Below are 19,816 nucleotides of genomic sequence, written 5' to 3' on the forward strand. Positions count from 1 at the left end.
GCTTCAAGCCATCATCGCCTTCAGGGCCGTCGCCGCCGAGGCATAGCCGCCCCGCGCGCCGTCGATGAAGTGCACGTGATCGCTGCGCAACGCCGACGGCGTGAAGCAGGTCATCATCGCGGCGTCCTGCTGGTAGAGGCCGTAGCGAACGATGCCGTCGCGCGCGGCAGCCGCGAGACGATCGCTGAGGGCGCGTTCGAGCTCGGCCGTGCAGTCGAGGATCATGCGCAGGCCGTCGTCATATTTCCTGAAGTCCGAGTTCTCGACCACCTGACGTTTGTAGAGGTTGGGCACGAAGCCGCCGACCTTGATGTCGAAGCGCATGATCAGATAGGCGAACAGCGTATAGGCCAGCACGCCGGCGACCCCGCGCTCTATGCGCCGCTGCCGGACGACTGGAGCATCGGTGTCGCCGACATTGTCGATTCCACCAAGGCGATCGCGGCGCAGCGTTACAAGGCGGTCAACATGGCCGGCGCCGCCGTGATCGCGGCGGTGACCAATGCGCTGGAGGGACGTGAATTCCCCTTCGTGTTCGGCGGTGACGGCGCCAGCTTTGCGGTCGCGCCCGGCGATCTCGATCGCGCCCGTGACGCGCTGGCTGCGACCGCGACCTGGGTGCGGGAGGATCTCGATCTGACGATGCGGGTTGCGCTGGTGCCGGTGAGTGCGATCCGGGCGCAAGGTCTCGACGTGCGCGTCGCCCGCTTTGGTCCGTCGGCGAACCTGTCCTATGCGATGTTCTCCGGCGGCGGGCTTGCCTGGGCCGACGCCGCGATGAAGCGCGGCGAGTTCGCCGTCGCTGCGGCGCCGGCCGGCACGCAGCCGGATTTGTCCGGCCTGTCAGGCTGGTGAAGCCGCGGAAGACGGGAATGCCGCCATAGAAGGATTCGCCTGATGTCATCGGATGATGCCGAATGGTTGGGACGCGTCCAGGAGAAATACGTGGCAGGATCGATCCGGGTTCGCCGGCCGACGCGATCATTGGCCGAAATGGAGGCGGACAACAAGATCGCACCGCGCCGCAATGCCGCAGTTCGTCATTGATCGGCATCAAACAGCCGGCCGCAAATGACGTTTACGGTTGAATTATCTGAAATGGTTGCGCGGGATGATCGGGTGTCTGATTTTGGCAACAAGGACTCCACCTCGCCGGTACGCCGACGCACGGGGCTCGATGCGGTCAGTGCGGTGAAGATGCCGGAGATGCTGACCGCCGCCGTCGATGCCTGGGCCGAGGCCCATCAACTGTCGCGCTCGGATGCGATCTGCAAGCTGGTCGAGCTCGGCCTGAGGATTGCGCCTGCCGCACCGGCATCAGCGTCCACGGTCGCCTCCGACGCGACCAGGCCCGAGGAGCTCGCGGTGCACGAGATCGAGGGGCTGCTCGATGCCGCATTGCCGGAGGACGAACGCGAACGCCGTATCCGCCGCCTCACCGAAGGGCCGCCGGAATTCTCACATGAACGGATTGACTTGCCGAAGCACCGGACGTGAGCGACTAGTGCAGCTTTTCATCCTCGCGCTTGCGCAAGGCGTCGAGAGAGGCGTCATGGCAGCCGACCAAGCGCACAAATTGCTGCGGATACATCTCGTGACCGTGGTCGCCGGAATTCTGATGCGTCATCGGCGGACAACGGACGTCGTCCGGCTTCGCGCGCGATTGCTCCGTCCGGCCCTGATTTGACGCGGTCATGTTTGGCATGGTCATGCACTGCTCCCTGTCGATTGGGGCAGATCGATTGACGTACTCCAATCGACTGCGGGGCATCTTACGACCAAATCCGGTTGAATGTCATTGTGCCGGATCAACGCAATTGTGGCGGCGAGGTTCCGCTTTACGCCGTATTCCCGGCGTCGACCGTGAACACGGTGCCCGTGACGTTGCGGCCGCCCTCGCCGAGCAGATATTCCACCATGCGTGCGACGTCTTCCGTTTCCGGCAGCCGGCGCAATGCACTTCGGCCCGCGATGCGCTTGCGTCCCTCGTCGGAGAGATTGTGGGTCAGCTCGGTGTCGATGAAGCCAGGCGCGATCGCGTTCACGGTGATGCCGAGCTTGCCGACCTCGCGCGCGAGCGAACGGGTGAAGCCGGTGGCGGCGGCCTTGGTCGCGCCATAGACGGACAGGCCGTTATAGCCGGTGGTCGCGATGATCGAGGAGATGTTGATGATGCGGCCGGCGCCGTCCGCCATCATCTGCCGCGCGACATATTTGGTGAGGATGATCGGCGACAGCACGTTGAGCTGCACCAGCGCCTCGATCTCGGAATTGTGCATGGTCGCAAGCAGGCCTTCGGTGCCGAGGCCGGCATTGTTGACGAGGCCGTAGATCGGGCCGAATTCGTCACGCACGAGTTTTGCGAAAGCGGGAATCGCGTCGATCACGGCGAGATCGCAGGCGCGGAAATGCAGAAGCCCCCCGGACTCGGCGATCGCCGCCTTGAGCTCGTCGCTCTCGCGCCGCGCCGCCGCGATCACGTTGTAGCCGGCGCCAGCCAGACGCTTGCCGATCGCAAGGCCGATACCGCGGCTGCCGCCGGTGACGAGGACATTATGCATCGGTGCGCGCCAGTTTTCCGGCCGGGGTGACGTCGAGCGTCTCGACGAAGCGGATCACCGCCGGCACCTTGTGGGAAGCGAGCTGGGCGCGGCACTGATCCAGGATCTGGTCGCGAATCTCCTTCACGCGCGCCCGATCGGTGCCGTCGGCGAGGATCACGTCGGCGACGACAATGCCGCCGGTGATCGGACTCTTTCGCGACTTGGCCCGCGACATCCGCACGTCGGAATGGCGATTGATGACAGCCTCGATCTCCTCGGGGTGGACCTTCAGCCCGCCGATATTGATGATACCGCCGCGGCGGCCGACGAAATAATAGCGGTCGCCGCGCAGCTCGACAATGTCGCCGCTGTCGACAAATCCGTCATCATCGGTGAGCGCGGCGGCGTTGCGGCCGATATAGGCATGTGCCGTACGCGTCGAGCGGATGCGCAGCGAGCCATCCACGACCTTCATCTCGACGCCGTTGCGGTTGCCGAGATAATCGGCCGGAAAGCCTTCGAGCCCGTCGTTGACGGCGAAGCCGACGCCGGCCTCGGTCGAGGCATAGGCATGGCCGACGGAGGAATTCGGGAACGCCGCCTTCAGGCCGTCGAGCACCGCCTGGTCGGCGATCTCGCCGGAGAGACGGACGTAAGCCGGCGCGAATTGCGCGGCCGAGCCGCTCATCAGAAGCTTGCGCCAGTGCGAGGGCGTGCCGGAGATGTGAGAGACCGCGCGCGCATTCAGCCGCGTAATGTGATCGGCGAGGGCCTCATGCGGATCCGACAGCACCATGGAGCCGCCGGAGAGAATGGCGCGGAGGAAGATCTGGAGGCCGCCATAACGGCGAATGTCGTAGAACGTCGCCCAGACCGGCGCGGGTCCACGCGCGGAGCCTTCGGCGACGATCGCGCCGGTCAGCGCTTCCAGCGTATGGCCGGCGATCTTCGGCACGCCTGACGTGCCCGAGGTGAGCATCAGCCATTCGGTGGCGCGCTCGGTCTGCGCGGTCGCGGTGGTTTGAAGCGGCAATTGTGCGGTGACGATCAGCGGCACGCGGGTCTCGGCCCAGCGATCGGGCTCGTCGGTGACGACGGCATCGATCCCGGCATCCGCGATCAGCGCGTCCAAATAGGTCGGGTTGAGATCGGGCGGACACAGCAGCATGCGGCGGGCGATGCCGTCGAGCTCGATCATGGCAAGGCCCGACCGGAGCTGGTCGGACAATTTGAGCAGCACGGCGCGGCCGGACAGCTCGCGCAGGCGGCCACCCAAAACCGTCTGCGACAGAATGTCGGTCAGCGACACGACATCGTGCGCGTCCGACAGCGTGCGGCCCTTCAGCTCCGCGCCGAGATGGCCGCGAAGTGCAAAGATCTCACGCGGGGACATTTTCGTAGGCCCGCACGAAATCGCCGACCGTGGCGGGGAACGCTGCGTCCTCGGAAATGGTGAAGGGATCGACGCCGGTCTCGTCCTCGAGCCGAGCGACGAGGATCGCGAAGGCGAGCGAGTCGAAACCCGTCTCGTGCAGGGACAGATCGTCCGAGAGTGCGGGAAGCGTGACGTGCTGTTCCCTGGCGATCTGCTGGATCGCTTCAATGACCTTGGACCTCACCGACATGACTGGCTTGCCTCTTGCTTTGTTAATCGATCGGATGTCTTGCGGCGGCTCTTGATGACCGCCTCCCCATGGCCGTCTGTTTACCCGACAGAAGTAAATGGCTTCTTGGACAATTCAGATAAAATTGGACCTATCTCCGGATTTTGGTTCCGCTAGAGCCTGATCGTACCACCCGCGATCTGCGCATAGGCGCCGGAATCGAGTGCGACATAGGCGCCCGACTTCGGATCGAGCATGAACAGCGGATCGGAGATCGCGCCGGGGTCAAATCCCTCGCGCGCGAGCTCGCCTTTCTTCTGCTTGAACGTCTCGGTCGCATCGAGCTCGCGTGAGATGCGGATGAAGACGGGGCGGGCGTAAGCCGGCAGGCGCCGTGCGAGATGCGCAGGCAATGCCGCGACGTCAAACCCCTCGTTCGCGACGATCGCGCTCATCCCGGCGCGGCCATCAGTGCCGGGGATGCTGACGCCGTAAGTGGTGGCGTCGATGACGCCGGCAAAATCGCGCACGGCGTCGTTGACCTCCGAGGTCGCGACGTTCTCGCCCTTCCAGCGAAAAGTGTCGCCGATGCGATCGACGAAATGAAAGAAGCCCTTGTCGTCGAGCCGCATCAGATCGCCGGTGCGGAACCAGGCATCGCCCTTGGCGAAGACGTCGCACAGGATCTTCTTCTCGGTCTCGCCGGCGTCGGTGTAGCCCTCGAAGCGGCCGCCGCCCTGGTCCGCCGTGCCGATGCGGCCGATGGCTTCGCCCGCCTCGCCGCGGGCGGAGGCAATGCAAAGACCCTGTTCATTGCGCAACGGCGCGCCGCTATCAGGGTCGAGCTTGACGAGGCTCGCAGGGAAACGATGCGCGAGCAGCGGCGGGATGCGGCCGATCGCGCCCGGCTGACCCTCGACGTTGAACAGGGAGAAATTGCCTTCGGTCGCCGCATAGAATTCGAGGATGCGGGGAATGGCGAAGCGGGTCTGAAAGCCCTCCCAGATGTCGCCGCGCAGGCCGTTGCCGCAGACGAGCCGCAGCCGATGGCGGTTCTCGTATTCCGACGGCGGCGCCTTGAGCAGATAGCGGCAGAGCTCGCCGATATACTGGAACAGCGTGCAGTCGTGCCGCACGATGTCGGGCCAGCAATTCGAGGCCGAGAATTTGTCCGCGATGACCACCGAGCCGCCGGCGGCCAGCATGCTGCACGGCGCGACGATGCCGCCGACCGAGTGGAATAGCGGCAGACAATCGTAGAGCCGATCCTGTGGGCCGGCGCCCGTGAGGCCGGCGAACCAAAAGCCCCAATTGAGGATGCGGCGATGGCTGATGCTGGCGGCCTTGGGCAGGCCTGTGGTGCCGGACGTGTAGATCAGCAGCGCGCGATCATCGATGGTGACGTCGCCGTGCTCTTCGGGATAAAGCGGGGCGTCGTCGAGCGCGGCAAGCGCGACATCGATGGCACGCTCGCTGCGGGCATCGCCATGGGTCCAGACCTTGGCCTCGGTCTTCAGATGCGGCTTCGCACTCTCCAGCGTCTCCGCCAGGTCGTGTGCGACGACGATGTGCAGGGGCCTCGCAACATCGAGGCAATGCGCGAGCGACTGCCCGACGAGCTTGGTATTGATCAGCGCGACCACACCGCCGACGCGGCTGATGCCGAGCCAGGCGGCGACATAGTCGATGCCGTTCGGCAGGATCAGGCCGACAGTGTCCCCCTTGGCGACGCCGACCGAGCGCGCCCAGCGCGCATAGCGGTTGATGCGTTTCGACAGACCTTCGTAGTCGAGCGTTGCGTCATCCGTGACCAGCGCAACGCGATCGGGCTGACGCTGCGCCCAATCGTCGATGACGTCGGCAAACAGCCGGCCCGGCAGCGTCTCGATCCGCGCGGTGAGCTCGATCGCCTTCAGCCAGATCTTTGATGCCGATGGCGCGCGCGCGGCCTTCGGTTGCTCGATGACGCCGGTGGTCATGCCGTTCATGCTTTCGGAACGTGTCTGCTGGTTCCGGCAGCTTAGTCCGCGCGCCCTGCCCAGGTGTTAAGAGACAAGGTAAAAGCCGGTTAGTGCGCGATTAACTCTAGTCATCCTTTACCAAGCCGATGGGATCGGCGTGCGGCCTGGCGTGATCCTTGCGATGGCAAAATCGACGACGATGCGGCTGATGCCGCATCACCGACAGGCTTGCGCAATCGGGCGATCTGTGCGGATCGCTAGTGCACCGTCTTGTGGCGCCGGCGCGGCGGCGGCCCGTTAAAGGCGTAATAAGGATTGACGTCGCACGTCGCGGCGAGCCCTGACGCCGTGGCACGGCATTGCTGCAACGAGGTGAAGGAGCAGTCGAAATAGTCACCGCCCCCGCCGCCGAGGCCGCCGCCAGTGTAGCGGTGCATGCAGACGGGATAGGCCGGATCGTATCTCTGCGCGCTGGCATCCGCTACGCCCAGCAGCGTGAAGATCGCGGTGAGGGTCAGGAAGGGCAGGCGCATGGAGAAATCCTCGTATCGGTGGCGCCGGCGACTCTGATGCCGGCGACCTCGTATGGCATAACACCGCGCCGGAGGCGACCGTTCCTGAGGACATATGACGGCAAGGTGAGTACGGTGCGCTGTATGGACGCGAACGTCTTGCCGGTTACCTTGCACAGACCCGCAGGCGTCACGGCCGGGACTTACCCCGGCCTGACGCGTAGCGGCTAGCCGAGCCCCTGCAGCACCAGCCGGTTCAGCCTCGCCGCAAACGCCGCCGGATCTTCCGGCAATTCGCCATCCAGGATCTGCGCCTGCTCGAGCAGGAGCAGGCTGAGATCGTCGACCGTCTTCGAGCCGGCCTGCGCCCTGGTGATCGCGGTGACCAGGGGGTGGCGCAGATTGATCTCGAGGATCGGCTTGGTGCGCATGCCGCGGTTCTGCTGCGCCAGGATGCGCTCGAGCTCGCGGCTCGGGCCCTGACTGTCGGCGACGAGGCAGGAGGCGGAGCTCGTGAGGCGCGTCGAAGCCTTGACGTCGCTGACGCGCTCGCCGAGCGCGGCCTTGATCACGGCGATGGTGGCGGCTTCATCCGCCTCGGGCTCGTCCTTCTTCGCTTCGTCCTTGTCGTCGACGCGCGGGATCAGGTCGAGGTTGAGATCGCCCTGGCTCAGCGACTTCAACGGCTTGCCCTCGAACTCCGTCGGCATCGAGGTCCAGAACGCGTCAACCGGATCGGACAGCAGCAGCACCTCGATGCCGCGCGCGGTCGCGGCTTCCAGCCGCGGATTGGATTTCAGCCGCTCGATGCTCTCGCCGACCAGATAATAGATCTCGGTCTGGTTCGGCTTGAAATCGGCGATGATCTGCTTCAGCGACCGCTTCTCGCCTGACGTCGTGGTGAAGCGCGACAGCGCCAGCAGCTTCTCGCGGCGCTCGAAATCCTCGTAAATGCCTTCCTTCAGAACCGCACCGAAGGCGTCCCAGATCTTGGCAAAATTCTCCGCGTCCTTCTCGGCGAGGCTTTCGAGCTCGGACACGACGCGTGTCGCCACGGCCTTGCGGATCTGGGCCAGCTGCGGATTGTTCTGCAACATCTCGCGGGAGATGTTGAGGGGGAGATCCTCGCTGTCGACCACGCCGCGGATGAAGCGCAAATAACCCGGCAAGAGGTCGGCATCGTCGGTGATGAAGACGCGGCGGACGTAGAGCTTCACCCGGCCCTTGCGGTTCGGCTCGAACAGGTCGAACGGCTTGGTCGAGGGCGCGAACAGCAGCACGGCGTAGGAGTAGCGGCCCTCGGCACGGTAGTGCAGCGTCATCGCGGGATCGTCGAAGGCGGAGGCGATCTGCTGATAGACCTTCTTGTAGTCTTCTGCCGTGAGCTCGGATTTTGAGCGCTGCCACAGCGCGCTCGCCGAATTGATCTGGCGCGGCTCACCCTCTTCCGGCACGAGCTCGATGGGAAACAGGATGTTGTCGGAATAGGCACCGACGATGCGCTCGATCTCGAAGGTCTCGAGATATTTCTTGGCGTCGTCCTTCAGGTGCAGGACGATCTCGGTGCCGCGTGTCACGCGCGCCGCGTCTTCCTCGCTGGCCCGCGCGATCTCGAAGCCGGAGCCGCCGGAGGACGTCCAGCTCCAGACGTCGCTCTCGCCGGCACGGCGGCTGACCACGATGATCTTGTCGGCGACCATGAAGGCGGAATAGAAGCCGACGCCGAACTGGCCGATCAGGCCGAGGCCGTCCTTGGCCTCCTTCAGCTTCGAGACGAACGCCTTGGTGCCGGAACGGGCGATGGTGCCGAGATGGTCGATCAGCTCCTGCCGCTCCATGCCGATGCCGTTATCGGCGATCGTGAGCGTTCCGGTCGTCTTGTTCGGGATGATACGGATCTTGAGCGCGTCGCCCTCGCCCAGCAGCGCCGGACTTTCGATCGCCTCGTAGCGCAGCTTGTCGCAGGCATCCGAGGCGTTGGAGACGAGCTCGCGCAGGAAGATGTCGGTCTCCGAATAGACGGAGTGCACCATGAGGTGCAGCAGCTCGGAAACCTCGGCCTGGAAGGGCTGCGTATGCACAGCCGTATCTGACGTCGTCATGCGTTTACCCGGTCAATCAAAAGGGGAAAACCGGGATATAACGCGATGAGACGGCGGATCAAGAGGACGTGAGCAGCCGCCCCTGCCCGCGGCAGAGGCAGCCTGTCCCTCGGCCCCAAGGCGATCAGGTCACGCAGCGGCCCGGCTGGAGCAGCTTGGCGACCTCGGTCAGGGAGCTGACCATCGGCTCGCAAGCGATGGTCGGCTTGTTGCGGCCCTGCTTCTGGTTCTGCTTCTGGAGCGCCACGGGCGGCTTGGCGTTGCCGGTCTCGATCACCGCGGGGACCCGCAGCAGCACCGAGGTATCGGCGAGGTCGTTCAGCCGCATCGACACGGTGCGGGTGGAAACCGCACCCGGCTTGAACTCGGAGAGCCGGTCGGCCTTGCCGGTCCGGTTGACGTCGTGGCCGGGCTTGTCGGCGATCGCCTGCCAGCGGTCGGCCAGATCATGGCCGGAGGCCAGTTGTATCTGTACCGCGCCGAGCGTTGCGACAATCGCGACGGCGCCCAAAAATACCTTTTGAATCTGTGACATGGCTGTCGATCCCTCGCCCCATGGCGATCGCGGGAACAACGCGGCCGGAGGAGCGGGGGTTCTCGGCAGTCACGATCACTTAACCGTGTGCAAAAAAGTCGCGCCCCGAAAAATATTTCTGGAGCCCTGGAACGACTTTCGCGGCTGGGAGTCGTCTCAACAGCCGGCTATTCCCCCCTGCCCCATAAGCCGGCGACGTAGGGCGCGACTGTGGTGATGCCAGTCGCGCCTTACTTTTGTCTGGGGTTCACTTCGCCTTCCCCGCCAGCCACTCCCGCCCTTCGCCATAGAGCTTCTCGACCTCGGCGCCGGTGAGGCCCGGCATGTCGCGCTTGACCTTGTAGCCGATCAGCTCCTGCATGTAGGCGAGATGGCGGTAGCCTTCGGGAAGCGCGGCCAGCGCTGTCTGGTCAAGGCGGAGCGTCGCGGCGGGATCGACCGGGTCAATCCGGTCCTTCTCGTAGATCGGCTGGCGGCGGACGATGCCCCATTGGCCCTGCCGCTTCTCCAGGAAATCGTAGAAGCGCCCGGTGCAGACGACGTCGCAGAGCACGTCGTGCACCGGTGCGCGCTGCGAGATGGTCATCTTGGTCTGGGCGATGGCGCGCTCGCCGGAAAGATCGATGCTGGTGCCGCCGAGGAAATGCAGGATGCGGACGCCCTTGGCAAATCCCTCCTGGCTGACGCGGATGAAATCCCGCGCCGGTCCCTGAAACCAGGTGGCGGACATCCAGCCTTCGTCATGCCAGACGGCCGCAAACCGCTCCCAGTCGCCGGCATCGCGCCACACCGCCCAGTTCTCGACGAGGTCGCGGATGGCGAGGCGATCGAGGAGTTGCTGGTCCATGATGCGAAATCTCCTGGCGGCTTGAAGCGGCGATGAGTGTCATCGGCCGGAGATATGAACGAGGCAATCAGGTTGCCGTCAAGCGCGCGGTGCTTCGCGACCTTTCGAATTGCCCACAGCCGGGAAGACGCGATACGAGCAACGAGCCTTGCAATCAACCTGATGGCGATTACTATCCGCACCGATGCAGATGAAATTCCCCTTGCTGGCCGCGCTTCTCGGATTGTTGGCGGTTTTCCCCGTATATGCGCAAACAGATTTGCAGACCGAACGCGCGACGGCCTGGAAGGCCAGGCTGACGGAACATATTGTCGGCAACAGGCTACTTCCAACTGAAGCGCGGGGACAAGCCGGCCATGCCAAAGTAACATTCGTCATCGACCGGGCCGGCAAATTGAAATCGCGGACGTTGGTCGAAAGCACCGGCTCTCGACAGCTTGACGTTGCCATGCTGGCGATCTTCGATCGCGCCCAACCGTTTCCCGAACCGCCGTCAGAGCTGACGGAGGACACGTTCTCTTTCGCAGCGCCGATTGTCTTCGCCGGCCGCCACTTCCAGGTGCCGCCCTACGGGTTGGCGGCGAGCGTGCCGACTCCGGCCTTCGCAAGGTCCGACGCCTTGGACGCCTGGCGCAAGACGGTCACCGAGCATGTCTGGCGCAACAGGGTGTTTCCTCCGGAGGCAATCGGTCAAAGAGCCGATGCCGGCGTCACCTTCGTGGTCGATCGCTCGGGCAAATTGATTTCAAACGCTTTGGTCGAAAGCACGGGCTTCGCACCGCTAGATGCCGCGACGCTCGCCATGGTCGAGCGTTCCGTGCCGTTCCCAAAACCGCCCGCTGAGGCGAAGGACGACCTGCAGAGAATGACCGTCCTCATAGCTTTCGACGGGATGCCGCCGATGGGCGGACCATGGGCGGACGAAGCCAAGGTAAAGGCCAAGGTCAACAGCGTCTGCCGAGGCTGCTGAAATAAAGTGTCGAACAAAAAAACGGCGCGCCGTCTTCTTGTTCAATACAACTCGTCTTACGCCGCCGGCACTTTCGGCGCGCGGTTGCGCGAGTTGCGCTGGAAGAACAGGGCCTGGCTTGCCACCGCCGACACCATCGCCGGCTGGAACGGCTTCGAGATCAGGAACGCCGGCTCCGGCCGCTCGCCGGTGAGGAAGCGCTCCGGATAAGCGGTGATGAACACCACCGGCACCTCGAAGGTTCGCAGCAGCTCGTTGACGGCATCCAGCCCCGACGAGCCGTCGGCGAGCTGGATGTCGGCGAGGATCAGGCCCGGCCGCCTGTTCTTGGCCAGCGCCACCGCGTCGGCATGGGTGCGCGCGACGCCGACAACGTTGTGGCCGAGATTCTTCACCAGGCTCTCGAGGTCCATGGCGATGAAGGTCTCGTCCTCGATAATCAGCACGTCGGTGGCGATCTCCGCCGCCATCTCGCGCCCTGCGGCGTCCGCGAGCCGCCGTGTCTCGGCGACATCGGTGCCGAGGATGTAGGCGACCTCCTCTTCCGAAAATCCCTCGAGCGAAAGCAGCAGGAAGGCTTGCCGCGGCAGCGGCGTGATGTTCGACAACCGCCGCTCCGGCGGCATCGGCAGGGGCGTCACCTCGGAATCGTCGTTGACGGAGACGGAATTCCAGATCTGGGTGAACAGCCGGAACAGGCCGGCCCGCGGCCCATGGCTCTCGTCGAGCACGGCGGGATCCCCGAGCATGGCTTCCAACATGGCTGCGACATAGGCGTCGCCGGAAGCCTGGCTGCCCGTCAGGGCGCGTGCATACCGGCGCAACAACGGCAAGTGTTCAGCGACAAGCTGTGAACGGGACATCCCCACTCCATTCATCTTCGGACCGACCTTGAGAGAAGACCTCAGAGACATCACGGGGGAGGCCCGGGTTCCCCTGCTCGGGCTGACTACGCCTCAGGGCAAGAAAAGTTCCGTAGCCGGCGGAACTTTTTCTCGAACCTGGAATTGAGCCTATCCAGGGAACGGCTCCCGGTTGAGAAAACTTCTCGATTTTACAGTCACTTAACTCGGGGAAACGTGGAACAGGTCATGAAAGATCTCAAGTCTCAAGCCAGCAAAAGCACGACCCCCGGCAAGGGAGGGCTCACTCCGGAGATCCAATCCCGGATCGGGCATCAGCTCCGCGCCATGTACGACGACGTCGTACGGCAGGGGGTTCCGGATCGGTTCGCCGAACTGATCAAGAAGCTTGATGCGCCGGGAGCGACACCCCAAGTGGAAAATGAGGGCGGATCCAACGACAACAACAATGGGAGGGATTAATGCCTCTCACGGACTCCCTGCGTAACGACATCCTCGCGGCCGTGCCAAGTCTGCGCGCGTTCGCGATCTCGCTCAGCGGCAACGCCGACCGCGCCGACGATCTGGTGCAGGAGACGCTGTTGCGTGCGCTTGCCAACATCGACTCATTCCAGCCCGGCTCCAACCTGCCGGCCTGGCTGTTCACGATCCTGCGCAACCTGTTCCGCTCCGACTATCGCAAGCGGCGGCGCGAGGTCGAGGACGCCGAGGGCAATTATGCGAAGACGCTGAAGACACAGCCCTCGCAGAACGCGCATCTCGAGTTCGAGGAGTTTCGCACCGCGCTCGAAAAGCTCCCGCAGGACCAGCGCGAAGCGCTCATCCTGGTCGGCGCCTCCGGCTTCTCCTATGAGGACGCAGCCTCGATCTGCGGCTGCGCAGTCGGCACGATCAAGAGCCGGGTCAACCGTGCACGCTCGAAGCTCGCCGCGCTGCTCTATGTCGACGGCGCCGAGGACTTCGGGCCCGACGAGACCGTGCGCGCCGTGATCGGCGGCAGCGGCGGATAGCAGCAGGCCGTCATCGGACCCGGACGACAAATGGAAAGGCGGCCGTTCACGCGGCCGTCTTTGCGCGCGTCTGATGGTACTTGAGCCGCTAAATCACTCCTCCATGAAGGTCACGGTGTCCGCGACGCTCGCCCGCGAGGTGCGGTAGCTGTTGACCTTGTGGGCGTGGTCGGCATAGCCGAACGAGATGCCGCAAACGACGCGGCGGTCATCGGGCAGATTGAAATGACGGCGGATCAGGCCGGAGTGCCGCGCCAGCGCCGCCTGCGGAATGGTGCCGAGCCCGAGCGCCTGGGCGGCGAGCATGAAATTGGAGACATAGGCGCCGCAATCGATCGCGCCGTAGATGCCGAGCGGCTCGTTGGTGTGGATGACAGCGACATGCGGCGCGCCGAAAAAATTGTAGTTCTCAAGCGCCTGCCTGGCGTAGCCCATCTTGTCGCCGCGGGGGATCCCGAGCGTGTTGTAGAGTTGAAACCCGCTTTCGCGGCGGCGATCGAGATAGACGCCGACATATTCGCGCGGCGGGGTGAAATCGTAATCGTCGCCGAGTCCGCCGGAGGCTTCCTTGTAGATCAGCTGGCGAAAGCGCTCCTTGGCCTCGCCGCTGGCGATGATGACCTGCCAGGGCTGGCTGTTGCACCAGGACGCGGTGCGCTGCGCGGTCTTCAGCACATGCTCGATGGTGGCGCGATCGACCTGCCTGGGCAGGAAGGCGCGCACCGAGTAGCGCTCGTTGAGGAGCTCTTCGAGCACGCCGATGCGGTCGTTCTGGTTGACTTTTGCGTCCATTGCCTAACTCGCTTTCGTGCCCCGGACGCGACGCAGCACGAAGTGATGCGGCGCAGAGCCGGGGCCCATTGTGACACGCTGGGTCCCGGCTCTGCGGAGCGGCACTTCGCGCCGCACCGCGTCCGGGACACGGGAATTCTCATCTACCCTTGGTCGGGATCTTGTTATACGGCACGTCCTTGTCGACGCGGATGTCGCCCGGCAGGCCCAGCACGCGCTCCGCGATGATGTTGCGCAGGATCTCGTCGGTGCCGCCGGCGATGCGCATCGAGGGCGAGGACAGCAGCATCTGTTGGAACTGGCCCTGCACCGTCTCCTCATCGCTGCCTGTGAGAACGCCGGCCGCGCCGTGGAGGTCCATGGCGTAGGTCGCGATGTCCTGGAGCATCATGCCCGAGACCAGCTTGCCGATCGAATTCTCCGGGCCCGGCCGCTCGCCTTTCGACAGCGCCGAGATCGCGCGGTAGCTCGTATATTTCAGCCCGCTCGACTTCACCGCCCAGCTCGCAAGCTTGGAGCGCACCGCGGGATCGTCGATGGCGAGGCCGTCCTCGAGCATCAGGTTCGCACAGAACTCGAACATCTCGGGCACACCGGTCGCAAGCCGCGCGCCGATCGACATGCGCTCGTTCATCAGCGTGGTCAGCGAGACGCTCCAGCCCTCGCCGACGGCGCCGAGGCGCTGGCTGTCCGGGATCACCACGTCGGTGAAATAGACCTCGTTGAACTCCTGCATGCCGTTGGCCTGCTTGATCGGCCGCACCTCGACGCCCGGGCTCTTCATGTCCAGGAAGAACATGGTGAGGCCCTTGTGCTTGGGCACGTTCGGATCGGTGCGCGCGATCAGAAGGCCGAAGTCGGAATAATGCGCGCCCGAGGTCCAGATCTTCTGGCCGTTGACGACCCAATTGTCGCCCTTCTTCTCCGCGCGCGTGCGCAAGCCCGCGACATCAGAGCCCGCCGAGGGTTCGGAGAAGAGCTGGCACCAGATCTCCTCCCCGGAGGCGAGCTTCGGCAAGTACCGGCGCTTGGCGTCCTCGCTGCCGAAAGCCATCACGGTCGGGCCGCACATGCCTTCGCCGATCTGGAACGGCTGCGTCAGCTTGCCGTAGACGCCCTCCTCCTGCTGCCAGATCACGCGCTCGATCGGCGTGGCGCCGCGGCCGCCATATTCCTTCGGCCAGTGCAGGCAGGCCCAGCCGCCCTCTGCCTTCTTCTTCTGCCAGGCCTTGCCGACATCGACGATGTCGTGCTGGGCGAGCCGGATGCGGCCGAGCGAGGATTTTGACAGCTCCGCCAAAAACTCCTTCGGCGCGTTGGCCTCGACCCATTTGCGCGCGGTCTCGCGGAATGCGGCTTCCTGCGGGGTGTCGTCGAAGTTCATTTTCGAACTCTCCTCTTTCGTGCCCCGGACGCGGCGTAGCGCCTAGGCGGTGCGCCGCAGAGCCGGTGCCCATTGTGGCCTTCTGGGTCCCGGCTCTGCGGAGCGGTACTTCGTACCGCGCCGCGTCCGGGACACGAACTCATCTTCCCTTCGTCGGGATCTTGTTGAACGGCACGTCCTTGTCGACGCGGATGTCGCCGGGCAGGCCCAGCACCCGCTCGGCGATGATGTTGCGCATGATCTCGTCGGTGCCGCCTTCGACACGGGTGCCCGGCGCACGCAGCAGCATGGCCTGGAAACGGCCGGCGACTTCGGCATCCTCGGGGCCGCTGATGACGCCGCTCGCGCCCTGCAAGTCCAGCGCGTAGGTCGCGACGTCCTGGATCATCGATCCGGCAACGAGCTTGCCAATGGAGTTCTCCGGCCCCGGCCGCTCGCCCTTCGACAGCGCCGAGATCGCGCGCATGCTGGTGTAGCGCAGGCCGCTCGCCTTCACCGCCCAGTTCGCCAGCTTCGAGCGCACCGCGCGATCCTCGATCGCCGGACCGTCGTCCAGCATCAGGCTGGAGCAATAGTCGAACAATTCGGGGAAACCGGTCGAGACGCCCGCGCCGATCGACATGCGCTCGTTCATCAGCGTGGTCAGCGAGACGTTCCAGCCGTCACCGACCTCGCCGAGGCGCTGATGGTCGGGAATCCGCACGTTGGTGAAATAGACCTCGTTGAAGTCGGAAGCACCGCTCGCCTGCTTGATCGGCCGCACCTCGACGCCCGGGCTCTTCATGTCCAGGAAGAACATGGTGAGACCCTTGTGCTTGGGCACGGTCGGATCGGTACGGGTGAGCAGGATGCCGTAATCGGAATAATGCGCACCCGACGTCCAGATCTTCTGGCCGTTGATGACCCATTCATCGCCGTCCTTCTCCGCCCGCGTGCGCAGGCCGGCAACGTCGGAGCCGCCGGCCGGCTCGGAGAACAGCTGGCACCAGACCTTTTCGCCTGAGGCGAGCGGCGGCAGATAGCTGCGCTTATGCTCCTCCCGTGCGAACGCCATCATGGTCGGCCCGCACATGCCGTGGCCGATGATGAACATATGGGAGAGCTTGCCGAACGGCCCCTCTTCCTGCTGCCAGATCACGCGCTCGATCGGCGACGATCCACGGCCGCCATACTCCTTCGGCCAGTGCAGGCAGGCCCAGCCGGCGTCGGCCTTCTTCTTCTGCCAGGCCTTTGCGACCTCGAGGATGTCAGCGTTCTTGAGCTGGGTGCGGCCGAGCGAGGATTTGCGCAGTTCATCCTCGTACTGCTTGGGTGCGTTCGCCGCGATCCAGGCGCGGGCGGTAGCGCGGAATTCGGCTTCCTGCGGGGTGTCGTCGAAGTTCATGGTCTTGTCTCTCGGTTCGTTCCCCGGACGCTGCGCAGCACGAAGTGATGCGCTGCAGATCCGGGGTCCATAGCGGCCCCTGGGTCCCGGCTCTGCGGCGCTTCGCGCCGCGTCCGGGACACGATCATCATCAAGCCGCGTTCTTCTTCCGCATGCGGTCGATCAACTGGTCTTCCCAATAGGACAGGCTGCCGAGGGCCAGCGCCATCGCGTTCGCCCGGCGGTAGTACATGTGACAGTCGAACTCCCAGGTGAAACCCATGCCGCCGTGCACCTGGATGTTGTTCTTGGCGCAGTGCTGGAACGCCTGCGTCGCGCTGATGCGCGCGGCGGCGGCGGCTTCCGGCAATTCGGATGCGTTGGTCGAAAGCGCCCAGGCGCCGTAATAGCTGTTGGAGCGCGCCAGCGTCGCCGAGACGTACATGTCCGCGAGCATGTGCTTCACCGCCTGGAACGAGCCGATCTGGCGGCCGAAGGCGATGCGGTCGAGCGCGTAGTCCCGGCCCATCTCCAGCGCGCGGTCGGAGCCGCCAACCTGCTCGAAGGCGCACAGCACAGCGGCACGGTCGAGCACCTGGGTGAGGATGCTCCAGCCCTCGCCGGCCGCGCCCAGCGGCTCGGCCTTGCAGTCCTTGAAAGTGATCTCCGCCTGGCCACGCGTCGGATCAAGGTTGGTCAGGCTTTTCACCTCGACGCCGCCGCCCCTGAGATCGACCAGGAACAGCGAGATGTCGCTCTCACGCCCGCTCGACCCCGTCCGCGCTGCAACGACGGCGAAGTCGGCGATCACGCCATCGGCCACGGGCTTCTTGAGGCCGTTGAGCACGCCATTCGCAGCAGTCAGCTTGATGGTCTTCGGCGACGGATTGCCCTTGCCCTCGAACAGCGCCAGCGTCCCGATCGCCTCGCCCGAGGCAATCGCCGGCAGCCACTTCTTCTTCTGCGCGTCGCTGCCGGCGATCAGCAGCGCTTCGGCGGCAAGATAAACGGTCGACGAGAACGGCACCGGCGCGTTGGCCCGGCCCATCTCTTCCGCGATCACGCAGAGCTCGAGATGGCCGGCGCCCGCGCCGCCGAATTCCTCGGGGATTGCGACACCGAGAAAACCCATCTCGGCGAGGCCCTTCCAGAGTTCCTTGTCGTAGGGCGCCTTGCCGTCGAGCACGACGCGCACCGCCTTGGGCGAGCATTTTTCGGTGAGGAATTTGCGCGCCTGATCGCGGAGCTGCTTCTGGTCGTCGGAGAAGTCGAAGTTCATGGCGGCTTGCCTTCTTATTGTGTCATTTGAATTGATGCCGTCATTCCGAGGCGCGACGAAGTCGCAAGCCCGGAATCCATTTCGCCACGCGCATGCGGCCCGATGGATTCCGGGCCTGGCCCTTCGGGCCATCCCGGAATGACGAATGGAGAGAATTGCGCACTCATCGCAGCACGATCACATCCTGATCCGGCTTGTCCGCGTAGAGCCGCTCCACCAGCACAGCCCGACGCTCCAGGCCGGCGCGCTGGTTGATGTAGCCCTTGTCGGTCAGCTCATTACCGTCGATCGAAGGCGGCTCGACCATCAGCATGGCGCGCGCGATGATGCGGCTGCTGGCGCCTTCGCACTCCCTGTTGTGCGCTTCCAGACCGCGCCTGAAGCAGGCGATCACCTCGGGATGTTTCACGGCCTGCTCAAAACTGAGATCGGGATTGCCGACAAGCTGGCGGCAGGCATGCAAGTTCGGCCAGGCGAGCAGGCCGATGAAGGCGCGATCCTGCCCCGCGATCAGCGCGTCATGCACGACGGGCGTTGCGGCTGCGATGGTGTCGGTGCGGAGCGAGCCGACATGGACGAACGTGCCGGTGGTCAGCTTGAAGTCTTCGACGACGCGCCCGGCAAAGATGATACCCTTCACCGGATCGGCATCGTCGACGAAGATGCCGGCATCGCCGATACAGTAGAAGCCTTCCTCGTCGAACATCTTCCTGGTCAGCTCCGGCTGGCCGAAATAGCCGGGCGTGACGTTGACGCCGCGCAAGCGCAGCTCGTATTTCGAGCCGCACGGCACCATCTTCAATTCGACGCCGGGGAACGGCAGGCCGATCAGGCCGACGCGCTCGGTGTCCCAATAGGTGCCGGTCGAGGTCGGCGCGGTCTCGGTCGAGCCCCAGCCGGTGTAGAACACGATGCGCTCGCCGGTGGTCTTCACCGCGAGGGCCTGCATGCGGTCGTAGAGATCGTCCGGCAGCCGCGCGCCGCCATAGGCCATGATCGACAGGTTCTTGAAGAAGGAGCGGCACAGCGCATCGTCCTTCTCCATGGCAGCGGCGAGCGCGGCGTAGCCGGCGGGCACATTGGCGTAATAGGTCGGCGAGATCTCGCGCAGATTGCGCAGCGTCTCCTCGAACTGGCCCGGCATCGGCCGGCCGTCGTCGATATAGAGCGTGCCGCCGTCGACCAGGATGGGATGAAACGCGGCATTGCCGCCCATCGTGTGGTTCCACGGCATCCAGTCCAGCATGGTCGAGATCGGACCGCCCGGATCGCGCGGCCGCACCTGCATCATCATCGCGGCATTGGCGCACATCATGCGCTGCGTGTTGATGACGGCTTTTGGCATGCCGGTCGAACCTGACGTGAAGAGCAGCTTGCCGACGGTGTCGGGCGTGATCTTGGCAATCGACTCCGCGACAGCGGCGGTCACCGGCGTTGCCGCAAGCTCGGCAAAGCTGACGCTCTTGATGCCGTCGCAGGGACGCAAGACGTGGACCACGGTGACGCCGGTGAGATCGAGCGCTTTGAGTGCGTTCTCGAAGGTCGGGCCGTCCTGCACCATCACCACGGCCGGCTTGATCAGGTCGAACAAATATTTCAGCTTGACGTGATCATGGCTCATCAACGAGTAGGCCGGCGACACGGGAGCCGCCGGAACGCGCGCCTGCATCGCAGCCTGCGTCATCAGCGCATGCTCGATCGAGTTGCCGGACAGGATCGTGACAGGGTGGCCATCGAGACCGAGATTGAGCAGGCCTTGCGTCAACGCATCCACGGTGCGCTTGGCTTCGCCGTAAGAGACCCTCCGCCATTCGCGGTTCGGGCCGCCGCGCTGGGCGAGCCAGATGCGCTCGGGTGCTTCCTTCGCCCATTTGGCGAGCGAGGCCGGGATGTGCTTCTCGTAAGGTTGCAGCGGAATGCGCGACTTCAGCACGACCGTGCCGTCGCCGCGGCGCTCGACGTCGATGTCGCGTGCCAGCCACTCGACCTTGCGAAAGGCGGGCTTCGTCATCACCGCCGCCGCGCTGCCACTCATTTTGCGTCTCCCGGAA

At 64.7% G+C, this 19,816-nt stretch carries 19 protein-coding genes and 2 pseudogenes; 5 read left to right on the forward strand and 16 right to left on the reverse strand.

Annotated features, from left to right (window positions below; all coding sequences use genetic code 11):
- Window positions 1-3: 3 nt before the first annotated feature.
- A pseudogene (locus tag XI09_RS28460) lies at window positions 4-363 on the reverse strand (DUF3095 family protein); the annotation flags it as partial.
- Here XI09_RS28460 and XI09_RS28465 point away from each other — a divergent pair.
- Window positions 331-846, forward strand: a pseudogene (locus XI09_RS28465) (DUF3095 family protein); the annotation flags it as partial. The pseudogenes XI09_RS28460 and XI09_RS28465 overlap by 33 nt on opposite strands.
- A 252-nt stretch (window positions 847-1,098) precedes the next feature.
- Entirely contained in the window at window positions 1,099-1,497 is a 399-nt protein-coding gene (locus XI09_RS28470) for a hypothetical protein (protein WP_271569786.1), read from the forward strand.
- 4 nt (window positions 1,498-1,501) lie between these two features.
- Here the strand turns inward: XI09_RS28470 and XI09_RS28475 are convergent, their stop codons facing one another.
- The 9 genes from XI09_RS28475 to XI09_RS28515 form a co-directional block, all read right to left on the reverse strand.
- Complete coding sequence (locus XI09_RS28475) at window positions 1,502-1,711, reverse strand: hypothetical protein (RefSeq protein WP_271569787.1); 210 nt, start codon at window positions 1,709-1,711, stop codon at window positions 1,502-1,504.
- Between the two features lie 127 nt (window positions 1,712-1,838).
- Window positions 1,839-2,561, reverse strand: coding sequence for an SDR family NAD(P)-dependent oxidoreductase (locus XI09_RS28480; RefSeq protein WP_271569788.1), 723 nt, complete (start codon window positions 2,559-2,561; stop codon window positions 1,839-1,841).
- Window positions 2,554-3,936: a class I adenylate-forming enzyme family protein gene (locus XI09_RS28485; protein WP_271569789.1), complete on the reverse strand. Its 1,383-nt coding sequence runs from the start codon at window positions 3,934-3,936 to the stop codon at window positions 2,554-2,556. The genes XI09_RS28480 and XI09_RS28485 overlap by 8 nt, the downstream gene beginning before the upstream one ends.
- Window positions 3,923-4,168, reverse strand: a complete 246-nt coding sequence (locus XI09_RS28490) for an acyl carrier protein (protein WP_008135396.1) — start codon at window positions 4,166-4,168, stop codon at window positions 3,923-3,925. Before XI09_RS28490 ends, XI09_RS28485 begins: the two co-directional genes overlap by 14 nt.
- 152 nt (window positions 4,169-4,320) lie before the next feature.
- Window positions 4,321-6,135 (reverse strand): long-chain-acyl-CoA synthetase, encoded by a 1,815-nt coding sequence (locus XI09_RS28495; RefSeq protein ID WP_271569790.1) that lies wholly within the window; start codon window positions 6,133-6,135, stop codon window positions 4,321-4,323.
- A 230-nt stretch (window positions 6,136-6,365) separates the two neighbouring features.
- A complete protein-coding gene (locus XI09_RS28500; protein WP_271569791.1) occupies window positions 6,366-6,641 on the reverse strand; it encodes a DUF3551 domain-containing protein in 276 nt (91 codons plus the stop codon).
- 206 nt (window positions 6,642-6,847) lie between these two features.
- A complete protein-coding gene (gene htpG / locus XI09_RS28505) occupies window positions 6,848-8,722 on the reverse strand; it encodes a molecular chaperone HtpG (protein ID WP_271569792.1) in 1,875 nt (624 codons plus the stop codon).
- Between the two features lie 124 nt (window positions 8,723-8,846).
- The gene (locus XI09_RS28510) at window positions 8,847-9,257 is read right to left on the reverse strand and encodes a hypothetical protein (protein ID WP_271569793.1); all 411 of its coding nucleotides are present in this window, start codon (window positions 9,255-9,257) and stop codon (window positions 8,847-8,849) included.
- 247 nt (window positions 9,258-9,504) lie between these two features.
- A complete protein-coding gene (locus tag XI09_RS28515) occupies window positions 9,505-10,104 on the reverse strand; it encodes a nuclear transport factor 2 family protein (RefSeq protein WP_271569794.1) in 600 nt (199 codons plus the stop codon).
- 184 nt (window positions 10,105-10,288) lie between these two features.
- On the opposite strand from XI09_RS28515, the gene XI09_RS28520 reads away from it, so the two are divergent.
- Window positions 10,289-11,074 carry a TonB family protein gene (locus tag XI09_RS28520; RefSeq protein WP_271569795.1) on the forward strand — a complete coding sequence of 262 codons (786 nt, stop codon included), beginning with the start codon at window positions 10,289-10,291 and terminating at the stop codon, window positions 11,072-11,074.
- 56 nt (window positions 11,075-11,130) lie between these two features.
- Here XI09_RS28520 and XI09_RS28525 read toward each other — a convergent pair whose 3' ends face one another.
- Complete coding sequence (locus XI09_RS28525; protein ID WP_271569796.1) at window positions 11,131-11,937, reverse strand: response regulator; 807 nt, start codon at window positions 11,935-11,937, stop codon at window positions 11,131-11,133.
- 228 nt (window positions 11,938-12,165) lie between these two features.
- Here XI09_RS28525 and XI09_RS28530 point away from each other — a divergent pair, with 228 nt between their 5' ends.
- Window positions 12,166-12,399, forward strand: coding sequence for a NepR family anti-sigma factor (locus XI09_RS28530; RefSeq protein WP_271569797.1), 234 nt, complete (start codon window positions 12,166-12,168; stop codon window positions 12,397-12,399).
- Window positions 12,399-12,947, forward strand: coding sequence for a sigma-70 family RNA polymerase sigma factor (locus XI09_RS28535; protein ID WP_011090521.1), 549 nt, complete (start codon window positions 12,399-12,401; stop codon window positions 12,945-12,947). The genes XI09_RS28530 and XI09_RS28535 overlap by 1 nt, the downstream gene beginning before the upstream one ends.
- A 93-nt stretch (window positions 12,948-13,040) precedes the next feature.
- On the opposite strand, the gene XI09_RS28540 is transcribed toward XI09_RS28535, so the two are convergent.
- The 5 genes from XI09_RS28540 to XI09_RS28560 all read right to left on the reverse strand — a co-directional run bounded on the left by XI09_RS28540 (window position 13,041) and on the right by XI09_RS28560 (window position 19,800).
- Window positions 13,041-13,739 (reverse strand): nitroreductase, encoded by a 699-nt coding sequence (locus tag XI09_RS28540; RefSeq protein ID WP_271569798.1) that lies wholly within the window; start codon window positions 13,737-13,739, stop codon window positions 13,041-13,043.
- A gap of 139 nt (window positions 13,740-13,878) precedes the next feature.
- On the reverse strand, window positions 13,879-15,123 hold the full coding sequence (locus tag XI09_RS28545) for an acyl-CoA dehydrogenase (RefSeq protein ID WP_271569799.1): 1,245 nt from the start codon (window positions 15,121-15,123) through the stop codon (window positions 13,879-13,881).
- A gap of 139 nt (window positions 15,124-15,262) precedes the next feature.
- Window positions 15,263-16,507, reverse strand: coding sequence for an acyl-CoA dehydrogenase (locus XI09_RS28550; RefSeq protein WP_271569800.1), 1,245 nt, complete (start codon window positions 16,505-16,507; stop codon window positions 15,263-15,265).
- Between the two features lie 130 nt (window positions 16,508-16,637).
- Entirely contained in the window at window positions 16,638-17,765 is a 1,128-nt protein-coding gene (locus XI09_RS28555) for an acyl-CoA dehydrogenase family protein (protein WP_271569801.1), read from the reverse strand.
- 163 nt (window positions 17,766-17,928) lie between these two features.
- Window positions 17,929-19,800, reverse strand: a complete 1,872-nt coding sequence (locus XI09_RS28560; RefSeq protein ID WP_271569802.1) for an AMP-binding protein — start codon at window positions 19,798-19,800, stop codon at window positions 17,929-17,931.
- Window positions 19,801-19,816 lie beyond the last annotated feature (16 nt).

Origin of the sequence: Bradyrhizobium sp. CCBAU 11386, assembly GCF_028128955.1 — a bacterium.
GTDB lineage: Bacteria > Pseudomonadota > Alphaproteobacteria > Rhizobiales > Xanthobacteraceae > Bradyrhizobium.